18 protein-coding genes are annotated in these 17,275 nt (G+C 71.5%); 11 read left to right on the top strand and 7 right to left on the bottom strand.

Annotation, left to right across the window (positions count from 1 at the left end; all coding sequences use genetic code 11):
• Positions 1–7: 7 nt before the first annotated feature.
• The 3 genes from KUM03_RS04600 to KUM03_RS04590 form a co-directional block, all read right to left on the bottom strand.
• Positions 8–463: a DUF4396 domain-containing protein gene (locus KUM03_RS04600; protein WP_217245677.1), complete on the bottom strand. Its 456-nt coding sequence runs from the start codon at positions 461–463 to the stop codon at positions 8–10.
• Between the two features lie 135 nt (positions 464–598).
• Positions 599–1,252, bottom strand: coding sequence for a DUF305 domain-containing protein (locus tag KUM03_RS04595; protein WP_217245676.1), 654 nt, complete (start codon positions 1,250–1,252; stop codon positions 599–601).
• An 86-nt stretch (positions 1,253–1,338) separates the two neighbouring features.
• Positions 1,339–1,761, bottom strand: a complete 423-nt coding sequence (locus KUM03_RS04590; protein ID WP_217245675.1) for a DUF6153 family protein — start codon at positions 1,759–1,761, stop codon at positions 1,339–1,341.
• A gap of 200 nt (positions 1,762–1,961) precedes the next feature.
• On the opposite strand from KUM03_RS04590, the gene KUM03_RS04585 reads away from it, so the two are divergent.
• Positions 1,962–3,239, top strand: coding sequence for an APC family permease (locus KUM03_RS04585; RefSeq protein ID WP_217245674.1), 1,278 nt, complete (start codon positions 1,962–1,964; stop codon positions 3,237–3,239).
• Positions 3,240–3,283: 44 nt separating this feature from the next.
• Here KUM03_RS04585 and KUM03_RS04580 read toward each other — a convergent pair whose 3' ends face one another.
• Entirely contained in the window at positions 3,284–3,613 is a 330-nt protein-coding gene (locus KUM03_RS04580) for a PadR family transcriptional regulator (RefSeq protein ID WP_217245673.1), read from the bottom strand.
• Positions 3,614–3,884: 271 nt separating this feature from the next.
• On the opposite strand from KUM03_RS04580, the gene crcB (KUM03_RS04575) reads away from it, so the two are divergent.
• On the top strand, positions 3,885–4,388 hold the full coding sequence (gene crcB, locus KUM03_RS04575; RefSeq protein WP_254398777.1) for a fluoride efflux transporter CrcB: 504 nt from the start codon (positions 3,885–3,887) through the stop codon (positions 4,386–4,388).
• Entirely contained in the window at positions 4,385–4,759 is a 375-nt protein-coding gene (crcB, locus tag KUM03_RS04570) for a fluoride efflux transporter CrcB (RefSeq protein ID WP_217245672.1), read from the top strand. Before crcB (KUM03_RS04575) ends, crcB (KUM03_RS04570) begins: the two co-directional genes overlap by 4 nt.
• 49 nt (positions 4,760–4,808) lie before the next feature.
• On the opposite strand, the gene KUM03_RS04565 is transcribed toward crcB (KUM03_RS04570), so the two are convergent.
• Positions 4,809–5,399 (bottom strand): hemerythrin domain-containing protein, encoded by a 591-nt coding sequence (locus KUM03_RS04565; RefSeq protein WP_217245671.1) that lies wholly within the window; start codon positions 5,397–5,399, stop codon positions 4,809–4,811.
• Positions 5,400–5,410: 11 nt separating this feature from the next.
• Complete coding sequence (locus tag KUM03_RS04560) at positions 5,411–6,610, bottom strand: hypothetical protein (protein WP_217245670.1); 1,200 nt, start codon at positions 6,608–6,610, stop codon at positions 5,411–5,413.
• Between the two features lie 424 nt (positions 6,611–7,034).
• Here KUM03_RS04560 and kdpF point away from each other — a divergent pair, with 424 nt between their 5' ends.
• The 6 genes from kdpF (at position 7,035) to KUM03_RS04530 (ending at position 12,803) form a co-directional block, all read left to right on the top strand.
• Positions 7,035–7,124 (top strand): K(+)-transporting ATPase subunit F, encoded by a 90-nt coding sequence (kdpF, locus tag KUM03_RS04555; RefSeq protein WP_073725512.1) that lies wholly within the window; start codon positions 7,035–7,037, stop codon positions 7,122–7,124.
• A gap of 8 nt (positions 7,125–7,132) precedes the next feature.
• Positions 7,133–8,797, top strand: a complete 1,665-nt coding sequence (gene kdpA / locus KUM03_RS04550) for a potassium-transporting ATPase subunit KdpA (RefSeq protein WP_217245669.1) — start codon at positions 7,133–7,135, stop codon at positions 8,795–8,797.
• Complete coding sequence (gene kdpB / locus KUM03_RS04545) at positions 8,794–10,953, top strand: potassium-transporting ATPase subunit KdpB (RefSeq protein WP_217245668.1); 2,160 nt, start codon at positions 8,794–8,796, stop codon at positions 10,951–10,953. Before kdpA ends, kdpB begins: the two co-directional genes overlap by 4 nt.
• Positions 10,954–10,958: 5 nt before the next feature.
• Positions 10,959–11,627 (top strand): potassium-transporting ATPase subunit C, encoded by a 669-nt coding sequence (locus KUM03_RS04540; protein ID WP_217245667.1) that lies wholly within the window; start codon positions 10,959–10,961, stop codon positions 11,625–11,627.
• An 88-nt stretch (positions 11,628–11,715) separates the two neighbouring features.
• Complete coding sequence (locus KUM03_RS04535; RefSeq protein ID WP_217245666.1) at positions 11,716–12,051, top strand: helix-turn-helix transcriptional regulator; 336 nt, start codon at positions 11,716–11,718, stop codon at positions 12,049–12,051.
• Between the two features lie 2 nt (positions 12,052–12,053).
• A complete protein-coding gene (locus tag KUM03_RS04530) occupies positions 12,054–12,803 on the top strand; it encodes a cation transporter (RefSeq protein WP_217245665.1) in 750 nt (249 codons plus the stop codon).
• Positions 12,804–13,193: 390 nt separating this feature from the next.
• Here KUM03_RS04530 and KUM03_RS04525 read toward each other — a convergent pair whose 3' ends face one another.
• Positions 13,194–14,759, bottom strand: a complete 1,566-nt coding sequence (locus KUM03_RS04525; protein WP_217245664.1) for an alpha/beta hydrolase — start codon at positions 14,757–14,759, stop codon at positions 13,194–13,196.
• Between the two features lie 387 nt (positions 14,760–15,146).
• Between KUM03_RS04525 and KUM03_RS04520 the strand changes: the two genes are divergently transcribed.
• Together KUM03_RS04520 and KUM03_RS04515 are read left to right on the top strand one after the other, a co-directional pair.
• Entirely contained in the window at positions 15,147–16,025 is an 879-nt protein-coding gene (locus tag KUM03_RS04520) for a CPBP family intramembrane glutamic endopeptidase (protein WP_217245663.1), read from the top strand.
• 25 nt (positions 16,026–16,050) lie between these two features.
• A complete protein-coding gene (locus KUM03_RS04515; protein WP_217245662.1) occupies positions 16,051–17,274 on the top strand; it encodes a histidine kinase in 1,224 nt (407 codons plus the stop codon).
• Position 17,275: the final 1 nt, after the last annotated feature.

Raw genomic sequence — 17,275 nt, 5'->3', positions numbered from 1 at the left:
GTGCGGGTCAGTGGTACGCGTGGACCACGGCGTGGCCCTTGCCGCGGCCGATCATCCACTTGTTGACCGGCGTGGTGATCACGAACGCCACGGCGAAGCCGCCGAGCAGCGCGTACCAGAACAGTCCGTCCGACAGGTGCGCGTCCATCGCCCCCGGCGTCAGCGCGATGATGCCGTTGTCGACCAGTTCCATCACCGCGATGGAGACGGTGTCGGCGGCCAGCGCCACCTTCACCGCGGCCTTCAGGGACACCCCCGCGCGCACCACCGCGAAGAGGGTGAACGAGTAGCCGAAGACGAAGGCGAGGCCGATCGCCAGGACCATCGTCGGCACGTTGCCCCACAGCAGGGCGGTGCCGATGACCATGCCGAGGATCTCGCCGATGGCACACCCGGTGAGGCAGTGCAGGGTCGCCCGCACCGCCATCGCCCAGGTCGCGCCGTGCGCGTGCTGATGCTCCATGACGTGTCAACCCCAATCGACGTCCCGACCGTGGAGACCCGGGCCGGGCCCCACGGTCGGGAACCATATACCCCCATGGGGTATTCCGGTACCTGTTTTGAGTACCCCGATGGCGACGGACGGCCCGCCGGTGGATCAGCCCTTGCCGAGCAGTTGGTTCATGCGCTCGATCTCGGCGCTCTGGGACGTGATGATCTCGTCGGCCATCTTCTTGGCCGGGGCGAAGGCGCCGTCGGCCTGCTCGGTCCTCGCCATCGCGACCGCGCCTTCGTGGTGCTTGATCATCAGCTCCAGGAAGGCGGTGTCGAACGCCTCGCCCGAGGCGTCCTCGAGCCCGCTCATCTCCTGGTCCGTCATCATGCCGTCCATGCCGCCCGTGCCGTGCCCGGAGTGGTCCATGGCGGCGTCCTCGGCGGGCACCTCCTCGCCCCACGCCGTGAGCCAGCCGGACAGCGTCTTGATCTCCGGGTCCTGGGCCTTCTTGATCTCCGTGGCCAGCTTCTCGACCTCGGGCGACGCCGCCCGTCCGGGCGCGAGGTCTGCCATCTCGACGGCCTGGCGGTGGTGGGGGATCATCCCCTTCGCGAACGCCACGTCGGCGGCGCTGTGCTTGCCCTGCGAGGACGGTGCGGTCGCGGAGGCGGAGGGCGTCGCGTTGTGGCCGCCGTGTCCGGCGGAGCCGCCGGTGTCGCCGTCGCCGGCCCCGCCGCAGGCGGCCAGGGCGAGTGCCGCCGCTCCGGCGGCGACCATGGCGGCGGTACGGCGGACGAGGGAACGCTTGTGCTTCATGCTGGGTGCAACTCCTTTACGCGCGCCTGCTCGCGGCGCGCGTTCGAGTGGATGTGCCTGATGGATGCGAGGGCGTGCGGGCCGCTCTATATCCGCAGGAGTTGCAGTTCGGAGAGGTCGGGCGGGCCCCGCCCGACGTGGGGCGCTCCCGTGGCCGCCACGGCGGGGGAGGCGGCGGTGGGAGCGTCGGCCGTGCCGCCGGTCAGGGGCGGCGGCGTGTAGGCGGAGGCGGTCCCGGTGGCCGCACACGTACCGTCGGCGTGATCGATGTGTCCCGATCCGCCGTCCGAGTGCCCGCAGGCACGGTCCGCGAGGGTCGCCGAACCGTCCGCGTGGGCCGCCATGGCTTCCGTGTGGTGTGCACCGGACGCCGTTCCGGTGCCGGCGTGCGCCGTCGGCACTCCGGGGGCCAGGCCGTGCATGCCGAGCAGGCCGGCCAGTACCGCCGTCACCAGCAGCGTGAGCAGCCGCCCGGCCGGGCGGCTGATCGACGGGGTGCTCCTGGTCACGCTCGTCATGCTACGGGTTCGGGCGGGAAAGGACGCGGCGGCCTCCGGACGGGGGCGAGCGGCGTTCCCGGTCCGGCGCCGGAAGTTCACCGCCGAGTCACCCGGCTCATATATCGTCTGCCGATATCGAAAACCGTAAGCCGTGAGTGATGTGCCGTGAGCCATGTGGCCGGCTGCGCGGAGTGGGACGGAGTGGGCTGATGGGCGAGTCTTCGACCGCCGCGGCGGGGACGCCGGGCGAACTGCGGCGGCGGCTGGGCGTGCCCGACGCCGTGACGATCGGGCTGGGTTCGATGATCGGCGCGGGGATCTTCGCGGCCCTCGCCCCGGCCGCCCGCGCCGCCGGCTCCGGGCTTCTGCTCGGGCTCGCGGTGGCCGCCGTGGTGGCGTACTGCAACGCCACCTCGTCCGCCCGGCTCGCCGCCCGCTACCCCGCCTCCGGCGGCACCTACGTCTACGGCCGGGAACGGCTCGGCGACTTCTGGGGCCACCTCGCCGGCTGGGCCTTCGTCGTCGGCAAGACCGCCTCCTGCGCCGCCATGGCCCTGACCGTCGGCGCGTACGTCTGGCCCGGCCAGGCGCACGCCGTCGCCGTCGCCGCGGTGGTGGCGCTGACCGCCGTGAACTACGCCGGCGTGCAGAAGTCGGCGTGGCTGACCCGTGTGATCGTCGCCGTGGTCCTGGCGGTGCTGGCGGCGGTGGTGATCGCGTCCCTCGGCTCCGGCGCGGCGGACGCCGCCCGCTGGGACGTCGGGGGCGACGCCGACGCGCACGGGGTGCTCCAGGCCGCGGGCCTGCTGTTCTTCGCGTTCGCCGGATACGCGCGCATCGCCACCCTGGGCGAGGAGGTCCGCGACCCGGCCCGCACCATCCCCCGCGCCGTTCCGCTCGCCCTGGGCATCGCGCTGGCCGTGTACGTTCTCGTGGCGCTCGCCGTCCTGTCGGTGCTCGGCCCCAAGGGGCTGGCCGAGGCCACCGCGCCATTGTCGGACGCGGTACGGGCCGCGGGCGCCGACTGGCTGTCGCCGGTGGTCCGGGCCGGGGCGGCGGTGGCCGCGCTCGGCTCGCTGCTGGCGCTGATCCTGGGCGTCTCGCGCACCACCCTGGCCATGGCCCGCGACCGGCACCTGCCGCACGCCCTGGCCGCCGTCCACCCGCGGTTCAAGGTGCCGCACCGGGCCGAACTGCTCGTGGGCGCCGTGGTGGCCGTGCTCGCCGCGACGGCTGACCTGCGCGGGGCGATCGGCTTCTCCTCGTTCGCGGTCCTGGCGTACTACGCCGTGGCCAACGCCTCCGCGTGGACGCTGACCGCCGAGGAGGGCCGGCCGCCGCGCCTGATCCCGGCGGTAGGGTTCGCGGGCTGCCTGCTGCTGGCGTTCACCCTGCCGGTCTCCTCCGTGATCTCCGGGGCGGCCGTGCTCGCCGTCGGCGTCATCGCGTACGGCGTCCGCCGGGCACTCGCCTCCCGCGGCGCGTAGCCGACGTCAGGTCCCCTTGCGCGCGGTCAGGCCCCCTTGCGCGCTCAGGTCCCCGGTGCGCGCTCAGACCGATGCCGCTCGTCGCCGAGCACCTCGCGGGCCAGTTCCTCCAGGGCCCTGCGGTCCTCGGCGAGGGCCGCCTTCCCCGCCTCGGTCGCCCGGTAGACGCGGCGCGTGCGGCCGTCCACCACGCGCTGCTCGGAGGTGAGCAGCCCGTCCGCCTCCAGGCGGTGCAGCGTCGGATAGAGGGTGCCGGGGCTGATCCGGTACCCGTGCCGGGCCAGTTCCGCGGTCATCCAGGCACCGTGGATCTCCTCCTGGGCCGCGTGGTGCAGGATGTGCAGCCGCACCGCGCCCCGCTGGAACTCCCGCACCCGGTCCACCTCTCTCGACAGTGACGCAACCGATATCGGCCGTCGAGTCTACGAGGCCCGCACGGTCCGGGACGGTCCCGGACGGTCCGGGACGTGACTCGCGCAGGCGCCGCTGGGCTACCCTGGGCGGCAGCGGCCGACCCCTGTCCGGGAGGTCGCGCGGCGGTGGGGCTCGCCGTACCCGAACCGCGGCACCGACGCCGCCAACAGTCCCTACTGGTGACCAGGACCGTCCGCATGCCCGGGCGGCCGCACGAGTAGGAGACCCGCGTTGCGGAACACCCCGCGCAAGCCACTGCCGGTGGACCCCGAGGGCCGTGAGCCCATCGACCCCGACGTCGACCTGTCGGTGCCCGCCCAGCGGCGCGAACTCGCCGACGGACAGGCGCCCGTCCTCCTGGCGGTCGCGGCCGGCGGCGCCCTGGGCGCCACGGCCCGCTACGGCGCCTCGCTGCTGTGGCCCACGGAGTCCGGCGCCTTCCCCTGGACCACCCTCCTGGTCAACGCGACCGGCTGCGCGGTGATCGGCGTCTTCATGGTGCTCCTCACCGACGTATGGTCCGCGCACCGCCTCCTGCGCCCGTTCTTCGGCACCGGCGTCCTGGGCGGCTTCACCACCTTCTCCACCTACGCCGTCGACATCCAGCGCCTGCTGAGGGACGGCGACCCCGGCACCGCCCTCGCCCACCTGGCCGCCACCGTGGCGGCCGCCCTCACCGGCGTGTGGTGCGCCGCGAGCCTCACCCGACGCGCGATCTCCGGGAGGCGCAAGTGAACTGGCTGCTCGTCGTGACCGGCGCCATGGTCGGTGCGCCCCTGCGGTACCTGACCGACCGCGCGGTCCAGGCCCGGCACGGCACCCTCTTCCCCTGGGGCACCTTCACCGTCAACGTCGTCGGCTGCCTGGTCCTCGGCACGCTCACCGGCGCGGCCGCCCACGGCGCCGCCTCCGACTCGGTGCGCCTGCTGGTCGGCACCGGGTTCTGCGGCGCGCTGACCACCTACTCCACGTTCTCCTACGAGACGCTGCGGCTGGCCGAGTCCGGCGCGAGGCTCCTGGCCGCCGCCAACGTCGTCGCCTCAGTCGCCGCCGGCCTGGGCGCGGCCTTCCTCGGCGCCGCGATCGCGGACGGGGTCTGGGGCTGACTCCGGGCATGACCGCGGCGCGGAGGCGAAAGCGGTAGAGGACGCCGAGTCAGCCCTTGCCCATGGCCTTCCGGACGGCGTCCTTGGTGCGGTCCATGAGGGCGGCGACGGGCCCCAGGGCCATGTTCTTCGCCCCGGACTCGACGCCCGGGTGGGGCCGGGTGGGTGCCATGGCCTCGGCGGCCTTGATGGCCTTGGCCATTGCCGCGAGGTTGTCGGCGTCGGTGCTGCGGCGGATGTGGGTGAACTCGTACCGCTCCTCGGCCCGGGCGTGCGCCTGGACGTCCTTGCGTAGCTTGAGCAGCTGGGGCATGAACTTCGGGTCGTCGGTGTCCAGCTCGTCGAGGGCGGCCAGCGTCTCCTTGGCCGCCTTCTCCTCGGCGAGGCGTTCCGCCACGACCTGCTCGCCGCCGGGGAAACCCTTCCGGGCGAAGGGGTGGACGACCTCTTCCTCGGCGGTCTCGTGCACGGCCAGCAACCGCACCAGGCGGCGGAAGGCGTCCCGGCGCTCCTCGCCCTCGGCGGCCTCCACCTCGTCGAAGAGGTTGCGGATGTCACCGTGCTGGCGCATCAGCAGGGCGACGACGTCGTCGTCCTTGGCCATGTCGTCCCCGGCGGGCGGGGTGTGCAGCTCGGACATGTCGGCCTCCCCTACTTCTCGCGCTGCGTCGGGTCGGGGTGCTCGCCCTCGGTCTGGACGCGGTACTCGCGGCCGAACATCTCGTCGTGCTGGGCCATGACCCGGTCGCTCGGCGGTGCCTCGCCGCTGTGGATCTGCTCCTGCATCCGCTCGAACCGCTCGTGCGCCTCGCGGACGTAACCGGCCCCGAGGGTGGTCAGGTCCATCTGGGTGTCGAGCAGTTCCCGCAGGTAGCCCTTGTTCGGCTCGAAGGTGAGCACGTTCGGCAGCTCGGGCGCGAGGACGGAGGCGGGGTCCCGGCCGTCGTGGCGGCGCATGAGGCCGCAGGCGGCGTGCAGGTGCTCCAGCTCCATGTTCAGGTGCAGCTCCCAGATCGCCTTGACCTTGGGGTCGCTCTCCTGCTCCATGAAGGAGTGGTAGAGGTAGCACTCGTTGTACTCGTGGTTGACCAGCTGCTCCCACCACGTCTCGCCGGGGTCGACGAGGGACTCGTAGTGGGTGACGTGCTCCTCCTCGATCAGCCCGATCTCCTGGTAGAGCTGACGGGCGATCGGCTCCATGTAGGTGGGGCCGGTGTTCATGTAGAAGTTCATGGTCTGCTGCTCCGCCGACATGACCGTCAGCGCGTGCAGCTTGGAGAGCGGGTTCGTCTGGTCCTTGGCGTACGGGTCGCGGACGTTGTCGTACGCGTCCCTGTGGTGCAGCCGGGTGGGCCGGCCCGGCATGACCTCGGTCAGGTTGTCGACGATCGACTCCGCCTTACGGTGCTCGATCATCTCGTACAGGTTGGCGTACCGGTACAGGTGGTCGAAGTCCTCCAGCACACCGAACTGGTACGCCTGCTTCAGGTACGGGTCCGGCTCCATCCGCGCGACCCACGCCGTCAGGTCCACTGCGACCTGCTCGTAGGCGATCGTCGTCTCCAGCACCGAGGACACGCCCGGGAGCAGCCAGTTCACCACCTTCTGCTGCTGAGCCTCGATGTAGCGCACCCGCGCCAGCTGCCGCTTGATCTCGGGGTCAGGACAGTGGCGGGCGAGCTGGTGGCTGAACAGGATCGCCTCCACCTCGATCCCGTTCATGGTGATGATCCGGCAGCGGGTGTACGGGTCGCAGTGGTCCGGGTCGATCGGGTCCACGTTCAGCTCACGCCAGCTGCGCAGCTGGCGGTCCAGCGGGATGCCCCGCTGCTCCAGCGGATTGAACGTCATGGGGGTGCCTCCTGGGCTCGGGGAGGGGAGACGCGCGCCGCCGGGGTACCCCGTTCCGGCCGACAAGCACGGACTTGCGCCCCAGTCTGTTCACCATGGGTGCTTTTGAGCCACCGCTCCGGCCCGCGCACCGCGCGGTTCCCTCGTACGGTCCAGGCCCGGTGGCGGGGACGCGCACCGCGTGCGACGAGGACGGCCGCCGACGCCCGTCGGCAGCACCGTAAGAGATGCATCAAAGCCGTTCCGGCCGCCGTAAGGAAGCCATCAACGGCGGCCGAATCCGGTCACGGACGGGGTCTCCTCTCCTTGTCAGACTCTCGTTCGAACCTCACTAGGAGCTCGCGATGGCCGACGTGGCCTTCGTCGTCACCACGATCGCGGTGTTCGCGCTCGTGGCTCTCGTCGCCAAGGGGGTGACGAAGCTGTGACCGCAGAGAACGTCGTCGGCCTGATCGTGGCCGTCTCCCTGCTGGGTTACCTCGTCCTCGCCCTGATCCACCCGGAGAGGTTCTGAGCACCCCCATGAGCCCCGTCCTCGCCGGCGTGCTCCAGATGCTCGCCCTGATGGCCGCGCTGGCGCTCGCCCACGCCCCCCTCGGCAACTACATGGCCCGGGTCTACTCCTCCCCCCGGCACCTGCGGGTCGAGAAGTGGATCTACAAGGGCATCGGTGCCGACCCCGACACCCGGATGCGCTGGATCGCGTACCTGCGCGGCGTCCTCGCCTTCTCCCTCGCGGGCGTCCTCTTCCTCTACCTGCTCCAGCGGCTGCAGGGCGTGCTGCCCGGCTCGCTGGGCTTCGCCTCCATCGACCCGGACCAGGCCTTCAACACCGCCGCGTCCTTCGTGGCCAACACCAACTGGCAGTCGTACTACGGCGAACAGGCCATGGGCCACGTCGTGCAGACCGCCGGCCTGGCCGTGCAGAACTTCGTCTCCGCGGCCGTCGGCATCGCCGTAGCCATTGCCCTGGTACGCGGTTTCGCCCGGTCCCGCACCGGCGAGCTGGGCAACTTCTGGGCCGACCTGGTCCGCGGCGTCGTCCGCGTCCTGGTGCCGCTCGCGGCGGTCGGCGCGGTGGTCCTGGTGGCCTGCGGCGTCATCCAGAACTTCTCCGGCATCCACGAGGTCGGCCAGTTCAGTGGCGGCTCGCAGCAGTGGAACGGCGGTGCGGTCGCCTCGCAGGAGGTCATCAAGGAGCTGGGCACCAACGGCGGCGGCTACTTCAACGCCAACAGCGCCCACCCCTTCGAGAACCCCACCCCGTTCACCAACCTGTTCGAGATCTTCCTGATCCTGCTGATCCCCGTCGCCCTCACCCGGACCTTCGGCGTCATGGTCGGCTCGGTGCGCCAGGGCTACGCGATCCTCGCGACCATGGCCACCATCTGGGCCGGCTTCGTCGCGCTGATGATGTGGACCGAGTTCGCCCACCACGGTCCCGCCCTGCAGGCGGCCGGCGGTGCGATGGAGGGCAAGGAGCTGCGCTTCGGCATCGGCGGCTCGTCGCTCTTCGCGGTGTCCACCACCCTCACCTCCACCGGCGCGGTGGACTCCTTCCACTCCTCCTTCACCGGCCTCGGCGGCGGCATCACCATGCTCGGCATGATGCTGGGCGAGATCGCGCCCGGCGGTGTCGGGTCCGGGCTCTACGGCATGTTGATCATGGCGGTCATCGCGGTCTTCATCGCGGGGCTCATGGTCGGGCGCACCCCGGAGTACCTGGGCAAGAAGATCGGCAGCCGCGAGATCAAGTTCGCCGCCTGCTACATCCTCGTCACCCCGACGCTGGTGCTGGTCTTCACCGCCGCGGCGATGGCCCTGCCCACCCCGGGCGACTCGATGACCAACACCGGCGCGCACGGCTTCTCCGAGATCCTGTACGCCTACACCTCCGCCTCGAACAACAACGGCTCGGCCTTCGCCGGCCTGAACGCCGACACCCAGTGGTTCAACACGACCCTGGGCCTGGCCATGCTGCTCGGCCGTTTCCTGCCGATGGTGTTCGTCCTGGCGCTCGCCGGCTCGCTCGCCGGGCAGCAACCCGTCCCGGCCACCGCGGGCACCCTGCGCACCGAGAAACCGCTGTTCACCGGCCTGCTCGTGGGCGCGATCCTGATCATCACCGGTCTGACCTACTTCCCGGCACTCGCCCTGGGCCCGCTCGCCGAAGGGCTGGCGGCATGACCACCGACATGACCGACCCGCAGAAGCACGAGGACTCCATGTCCACACCCACGTCCACAGCCACCGAGCCCAGGGCGCCGCACGGCGCCGCACCCACCGCATCCGCCGCAGCCACCGGCCGCAAGGCCGAGGGCCGCGTCGGCACGGGCCTCTTCGAACCGAGGCAGCTGGTCAGGTCGCTGCCCGACGCGCTGCGCAAGCTCGACCCGCGGGTGATGGTGAAGTCGCCCGTCATGTTCGTGGTCCTCGTCGGCTCCGTCCTGACCACGGTGTTCTCCTTCACCGACCCCGGCGACCTGTTCGGCTGGACCATCAGCGCCTGGCTCTGGCTGACCGTGATCTTCGCCAACCTGGCCGAGGCCGTCGCCGAGGGCCGCGGCAAGGCGCAGGCCGACACGCTGCGCAAGGCCAAGACCGACACCGTCGCCCGCCGGACCGACGGGAGCGCGGTGGCCGGCACCGAGCTGCGCGTCGGCGACCTGGTGGTCTGCGAGGCCGGGGACGTCATCCCCGGCGACGGCGACGTCGTCGAGGGCGTCGCCTCGGTCGACGAGTCGGCGATCACCGGCGAGTCCGCGCCCGTCATCCGCGAGTCGGGCGGCGACCGCAGCGCCGTCACCGGCGGCACCAAGGTGCTCTCCGACCGCGTCGTCGTCCGGATCACCACCAAGCCGGGCGAGACCTTCATCGACCGGATGATCAACCTGGTCGAGGGCGCGGCCCGGCAGAAGACACCGAACGAGGTAGCGCTGAACATCCTGCTCGCCTCGCTGACCGTCGTCTTCCTGCTGGCCTGCGCCACCCTCCCGCCCTTCGCCGACTACGCGGGAACCGAACTGACGATGGTCGTGCTGGTGGCGCTGCTGGTGTGCCTGATCCCCACCACGATCGGCGCGCTGCTCTCCGCGATCGGCATCGCGGGCATGGACCGCCTGGTGCAGCGCAACGTACTGGCGATGTCGGGCCGCGCGGTCGAGGCCGCCGGCGACGTCTCCACGCTGCTGCTGGACAAGACCGGCACCATCACGCTCGGCAACCGGCAGGCCGCCGAGTTCGTGCCGGTGAGCGGCACCACCGCGGCCGAGGTCGCGGACGCCGCCCAGCTCTCCTCGCTGGCCGACGAGACGCCCGAGGGCCGCTCGGTGGTCGTCCTGGCCAAGGAGAGGTACGGGCTGCGTGAACGGCACCAGGGCGAACTGACCGGCGCCGAATGGATCTCCTTCACCGCCCAGACCCGCATGTCCGGCGTGGACGTCGACGGCCGCCGCGTCCGCAAGGGCGCGGCCGGTTCGGTGACCGCCTGGGTGCGCGAGCGCGGCGGCGAGGTCGCCGAGGACACGGAGCGGCTGGCCGACGGCATCTCCGAGGCGGGCGGCACGCCGCTGCTGGTCGCGGTCGAGGACGGGAGCGGCGCCCGCGTCCTCGGGGTGATCCACCTCAAGGACGTCGTCAAGCAGGGCATGCGGGAGCGGTTCGCGGAACTGCGGCGCATGGGCATCAAGACCGTCATGATCACGGGTGACAACCCGCTGACGGCCAAGGCGATAGCCGACGAGGCGGGCGTCGACGACTTCCTCGCGGAGGCCACCCCCGAGGACAAGATGGCCCTGATCAAACGGGAGCAGGCCGGCGGCAAGCTGGTCGCGATGACCGGCGACGGCACCAACGACGCGCCCGCGCTCGCGCAGGCCGACGTCGGCGTGGCGATGAACACCGGCACGTCGGCCGCCAAGGAGGCCGGCAACATGGTCGACCTCGACTCCGACCCGACCAAGCTCATCGAGATCGTGGAGATCGGCAAGCAACTCCTCATCACCCGGGGCGCCTTGACGACGTTCTCCATCGCCAACGACGTCGCCAAGTACTTCGCGATCATCCCGGCGCTGTTCGCGGCCGTCTACCCGGGCCTGGACAAGCTCAACATCATGCGCCTGTCCTCGCCGGACTCCGCGATCCTGTCCGCGGTGATCTTCAACGCGCTGATCATCGTCGCGCTGGTCCCGCTCGCCCTGAAGGGGGTGCGCTACCGGCCGGTCAGCGCCGACCGGCTGCTGCGCCGCAACCTCACCGTCTACGGCCTCGGCGGGCTGATCGCCCCGTTCATCGGCATCAAGCTCATCGACCTGATCGTCTCGCTCTTCCCCGGAATCGGTTGACCGCCATGAACACGTCCGTAACCAACACCGCCCGGCTCCTCGTGGCGGGCCTGCGCGCCCTCCTCGTCCTGACGGTCGTCACCGGCATCGCCTACCCGCTCCTGATCACCGGCATCGCCCAGGGCCTCTTCCCCACCAAGGCGAACGGCTCGGAGATCAAGGCCGACGGAAAGGTCGTCGGCTCCTCGCTGATCGGCCAGCAGTACAACCTCCCCCTGAAGGACGGCCAGGAGACCCCGGAACCCGACCTGAAGTGGTTCCAGGGCCGCCCGGCGAACGGCCTGGGCACCAACACCGTCAACACCCAGTACGACCTCATCCTGTCCGGAGCCACCAACCGCTCCGCTGACAACGCGGAGCTGCTCCAGTGGGTGAAGGACGCCAAGGCGGCCGTCATCGAGGACAACTCCGTGGCCGGCCACACCGTCAACCCCTCCGACGTACCCGCCGACGCGGTGACCTCCTCCGGCTCCGGCCTGGACCCGCACATCTCTCCCGAGTACGCGGACCTCCAGGTGCACCGGGTCGCCGACCGCAACGGGCTGCCCGTCGAACGCGTCCAGAAGCTGGTGGACGAGCACACCGAGACCCGCACCCTCGGCTTCATCGGCGAACCCCGCGTGAACGTGCTCGAACTGAACGTCGCGCTGAGGGAGCTGGTGGCCGAGGAGTAAAAGCACGCAGGCCGGCACCAGCACCGCCACCAGCACCGGCCAATGGTTCACGGTTCCCTGAATTCAGGGAAACCTGTACTGTCATGGTGTGCTGACTGTTGCCCCCGACATCGAGGTGCTGGCCCGGTTCGGCCGCGCGCTCGCCGACCCGATCCGCTGCCGCATCCTGCTCGCCCTGCGCGAAGCCCCCGCCTACCCGGCCGACCTCGCCGACGCGCTGAGCGTCTCCCGGACCCGGCTGTCGAACCACCTGGCGTGCCTGCGCGACTGCGGTCTGGTCGTCACGGTCCCCGACGGCCGCCGCACCCGCTACGAGTTGGCCGACGAACGACTCGGCCACGCGCTGGACGACTTGCGCACCGCCGTGGTGGCCGTGGAGAGCGACCGCACGTGCGCCGACGCCGACGAGAAGGGGTGCTGCTGACCATGAGCGCGGAGACGTCCATGTCCCTCGGTCCTTCTCCGGCCCGCCGAGAAGCGCTGGCGAAGCGGATACGGCTGCTGGTCGCCGCGACGATCACCTACAACGTCGTCGAGGCGGTCGTCGCCATCACCGCCGGTACGCAGGCCTCGTCCACCGCGCTGATCGGCTTCGGTCTGGACTCCGTCATCGAGGTGTCCTCCGCGGCCGCGGTCGCCTGGCAGTTCTCCGCGGCCGACCACGCGGTGCGAGAGGCCCGGGAGCGGACGACGCTCCGGATCATCGCGGTGTCGTTCTTCGTGCTCGCCGCGTACGTCGCCGTCGACGCGGTCAGGGCGCTGGCCGGAACCGGCGAGGCCGAGCGTTCCGTCCCCGGCATCGTGCTTGCCGCGCTCTCGCTCGCGATCATGCCGTTCCTGTCCGCCGCCCAACGCAGGGCCGGGCGCGACCTGGGTTCTGCCTCGGCCGTGGCGGATTCCAAGCAGACGTTGCTGTGCACGTACCTCTCAGCCGTGTTGCTGATCGGCCTCGCCCTCAACGCCACCCTCGGCTGGTCCTGGGCCGACCCGGTCGCCGCGCTGGTCATCGCGGGCATCGCGGTCAAGGAAGGACGCGACGCCTGGCAGGGCAAGGGCTGCTGCGCCCCCACCCCTCCGGCCGCCACGGGGGCCGTTGCGTCCCACGCCGGGGAGGAGGCGTGCGGCTGCTGTCCGGGCCGCGCCTGCCGCCCGACGGGCGCGAAGCCCGGTCAGTGAACTCCGAGGGATCTCCTGTAGTCGGCCCGGCGGTGAGGGACGGGGCCACCCGGACGCTCATGCAGAACGGGCAGGTCACCAGCTCGCCGACCGTGGGCGCGACACGGTCGCCCGGCTGCTCCGTCCCGTCCTCCCGGCGCAGCCCGACCTCCACCTGGCCGTCGACGACGCGGGTGTCGAAGGCGGGCTGGGGAGCGGTGGCGGGGCCACGGACGTTCCAGGCGGGCCGGGTGGATGTCTCCCTGCCCGAGGTCGACCGACAGGCGCTCCGTCTGTCGATGCGGCGGCTTTCGGCCATCGCTGTGATGGCTGGGGCGACTTCTGTCGGTCCCGTCGAGGCGGCTGCAGCTGGACAACGGACCGGCCAGGGAAGCACCGCGTCCCGGCGGGTTACTTCTGGGCGACGTCGGTGCAGTAGACGTCCTCGTCCGGCAGGTGGCCGGTGGTCAGGAAGCCGACGGTGGCCTTGTCGGCGCAGGCGGAGCCTTCGCCGTAGACGGAGTGCCCGCCGTTGTCGACGCCGACGAAGGCAGAGCCGTCGCCGAGGGCCTTGTGCAGTCCGACGCCGCCTTCCCACGGGGTGGCGTTGTCCCGGCGGTTCTGCAGGATCAGGGTGTTGCGCGGGCCGCCCTTCACGACCTCGACGGTCGCCTCGGCCGGCTTGTCCCAGTAGGCGCATGCCCAGATGTTGGCGGGCATGCCCGCGGTGAGCGGCCACTTCTCGCGGTCGGCGGTGGTGCGGGCGGCGTAGCCGTCCACGTCGTGCGGCCATTCGGCGTCGCCGCAGGTGAGAGCCATGAACATGGTGGCCTGGTTGTCCGCGGGGATGCCCGGGGACGTCGGTGGGGCGGCGAACACCTGCTTGAGAACCGCGGTGTCGGCGGCCGTGGTGCTGCCGTGGGCCAGGTTGTCGGCGGCCTTCCAGAACTTGGCGAGCAGGGGAAGGGTGTCGTTGTCCAGGAGCAGGGCGTAGGTCGTGTTCCGCAGCAGTGCCCCGTCCAGCGACACCGATGCGCCGGGAATCGCTGCGGGCGTGCGGTCGAGCCGGTCGGCGAGGGTGAGGTAGGTGTGGGTCACCTGCGCGACGTCCGTGCCCAACTCGAGGGTGCTCGCCTGGGCAGCGGCGACGCGGGCGGCATCGGGGAACCGGTCGGCCATGCCCTTGCCCCAGGTGTCCGCCACCTGGCCGGCCCACACCTTGGTGGGGTCGACGTTGCCTTCCAGGACCATCCGGTCGGTGTGATCCTGGAAGAGGGAGCGGTAGACGGTACCGAGGTAGGTGCCGTAGGATTGGCCCCAGTAGGAGATCTTCTTCTCACCGAGCGCCTGTCGGATGCGGTCCATGTCGCGGGCGGTGTTGGCGGTGTTGTAGTGCCGCAGGTTCTTGCCCACCGTGTCGGCGCACTGCTTGGCGTCGGCTTCGGCGCGGGCCACGTTCTCGGTGATCGAGCCGTCCGCGGCGGGGTAGGGGAAGAGTCCGGACACGCTGGTGTCCTGCAGACCGCAACTCTGTGGGGTGCTGTGTGCGACGCCGCGCGGGTCGAAACCGATCAGGTCGTAGCGGTCCAGCACGGACTTCGGCAGTGTGGACGCCATGGTCTCCGGCATGCCGAGACCGCCCAGGGCCGGCCCGCCGGGGTTCAGCAGCAGAACGCCACGTCGCTTCCCGGGCTGGGCGGTGGACAGCCGGGAGACCGCCACGTCGATCTTCGTGCCGTCCGGGTTCTGGTAGTCGAGTGGCACCTCCAACGTTCCACAGGCCAGGTCGGGGTCACGGGTTTGTCCCTCGGCCAGGGGCGGGCACTCGCCCCAGGCGATCTCGGCCGGTCGCGAGTCCTCGGCGTCGGCACCGCACGCGACCAGTGTGGTTCCCGCCAGCGTGGAAACCAGCAGAGCTTCGGCGATCCGGCGGCCTTTGGGGAAGCCCTGCCGCGCGGAACTGCGTGTTGTGGTCATGGTGTTGTCCTTGGCTGCTGGGCTGAACGGCCTTGTCCGGCCGCTGTGTTGACGGTTCGAGTCAACAAGAGGCCACCGGTGGCGCGAGTCACCCCGGAGAGGACGAAACAGGTAGCTCGCTCGGGGGACCCCGGGCCGCCGAGCCGGCCCTCCGCGGTGGGCGGACAGGTGAGGTCGCCGAACCGCTTGGTCCCGGGGTGATCGGCATGGAGGTCGCGGCCGGTCTGGCCGCGCTCACGTATCGCGCGGGCGGGTGGTGCATTGGGTGGTGCATCCCCCGTGAGAGCTACATGAGCTGTCCATGCAGGGGTGATTCGTGGACGTGTGCGGATTCCTACCGTGGTCGTCAGGTCGCCGCAAGGGTGACCCACTACCGGGGAGGCCACCATGGACACGACGTCCGCCGTACGACACAGCGCAGGCTCCGGCCCGGGCAAGGACCACGACGGGGGCGGCGGCCGCTTCGGTCGGATCGTGCGGTCTCCGCTCGGCTGGATGCTGGCGGGAATGGCCGGCGTCGGCCTGGTCTCGGGGCTGACGGCGACCGGACCCGGCCCCGTGCCGGTGCTGGGCGCGGTCGCCGCGGTGGCCGTGTACTGCTACGTCATGCGCCGTGTGGCACGACGCTCCGCGCCGGAGATCGCCCGGTCCGGGGCCGGCCGGGAGGCGCTGCTGGGCGGCGGGATCGGCCTGGGCTTCATCCTCGTCTCCGCCCTCCTGGTCACGGCGTTCGGAGGCTACTCGTTCTCCTGGGCGGGCGACGGCTTCGTGTCGGTCGTCGGGTCCGCGGTCGCGGTGCAGATCGGCGCGGCGGTCACCGAGGAGCTGATGTTCCGCGGTCTCGCCCTGCAGGCCCTGGAGAAGCTGTGGGGCAGCGGGGCCGCCATCGTGATCACCTCGCTGTTCTTCGGTGTCGCCCACCTGGGCGCCCCGGGCGCGAACGCGTGGAGCGGAGTGGCGATCGCTCTGGAGGCGGGCGTCCTGCTCGGAGCCGCGTTCTTGTGGCGGCGTAACATCTGGTTCGTCGTGGGTCTGCACTTCGCCTGGAACACCACGCAGGAGCTGCTCGGTATCCCGGTCTCCGGACACGCCCCCGAGGGCCTGTTCACCGTCGACGTCCACGGCTCCGCCCTCCTAAACGGCGGCGACTTCGGCCTGGAGACGTCGATCGTGCCCGTCCTCATCGGCGTGGCTCTCGCCGTCTCGATGCTCGTCCTCGCCCACCGCAACGGTGGCATCAAGTCCCGTCGACGCGCGGGCCACTGAGACAGGCCGACCGGAGGAGACAGAAGTGCTGACCCGTCAGACGCCCTGGCGCGCCCACCCGCTGCTCCGTGCGCCGCTCGACCGGTGGCAGACCCGGGACGCCCTCCTCAAGGACGGCGTCCTCGCCCTGACGCTCACCCTGCTGGCCTTCGTGCCGACCCTGTCCAACCTCGGCGCGCAGATCGGAGACCTGCCCGAGCGGCCGGCGAACGTGCTGAGCTTCGGGCTGATCCTCGCCCAGAGCCTGCCGCTGGCGGTCCGCCGCAGGTGGCCCGCCGCCTGTCTGGCCGCCGTCGCGGGCGCGTTCGCCGTGCACCAGGCGCTGGGCTTCGCGACGACGTTCGCGAGCCTGGGGCTGTACCTGGCGCTGTACTCCGCCGGGGCCCACCAGGTCCGCTTCCGCCACGGCCTGGTGGTCATGGCGAGTGCGGGCTACGCCGTGCTGGCCGCCGTCCTGAACCACCTCGGCTCGCCGCTGTCGCTACTGGACTATCTCGCGTTCTCTCTGGCACCGGCCGCGGCCTGGCTGATGGGGAGTACGGTGCGCACGCGGCGGGCACAGGAGGCGAAGCGGCGGCGGCTGGCCGCCGAGGTGGCCACGGCCGCCGAGCGGGCGCGGATCGCCCGCGAGCTGCACGACGTGGTCACCCACCACGTGACGGCCATGGTGGTCCAGGCCGACGCGGCGCAGTTCCTGCTCACGTCCGCGCCGGACCGCGCCGGCCAGGGGCTGACGGCCGTCAGCGACACCGGCCGCCGGGCGCTGACGGAACTGCGGTACCTGCTCGGTGTCCTGGAGGCGACCGGCGAGTCGGCGTCCGCGGACCCGGCGGGTGCGGGCCGGGCACCCGCACTGGGGCGGGTCGGGGACCTGGTCGAGCAGGCCCGCAGGTCGGGTCAGTCGGTCGAGTTCGGCGAGCAGGGTGAGCGGCGGCCGCAGAGCGTGGACGTGGAGCTGGCCGCGTACCGGGTGGTGCAGGAGGCGCTCACCAACGCCATGAAGTACGCGGCGGGGAAGCCGACACGGGTCCTGCTCCGGCACGGCGACGAGCGCATCGAGATAGTGGTGACCACCGACGGGCCCGCCGCCGCACCGGTCGAGCGGAAGCCGGGGCTCTCGGGCGGCCGGGGGCTGGCCGGGCTGCGTGCACGGGTGCGGATGCTCGATGGTGAACTGGAGGCCGGCCCCCGGCCCGGAGGCGGGTTCGAGGTCCGGGCCGCGATTCCGTCCAAGCCCCTTCAGGAGTGAG

Source organism: Streptomyces sp. AC602_WCS936 (assembly GCF_019049125.1).
GTDB lineage: Bacteria > Actinomycetota > Actinomycetes > Streptomycetales > Streptomycetaceae > Streptomyces.
This window is presented reverse-complemented; position numbering and strand designations above follow the sequence as displayed.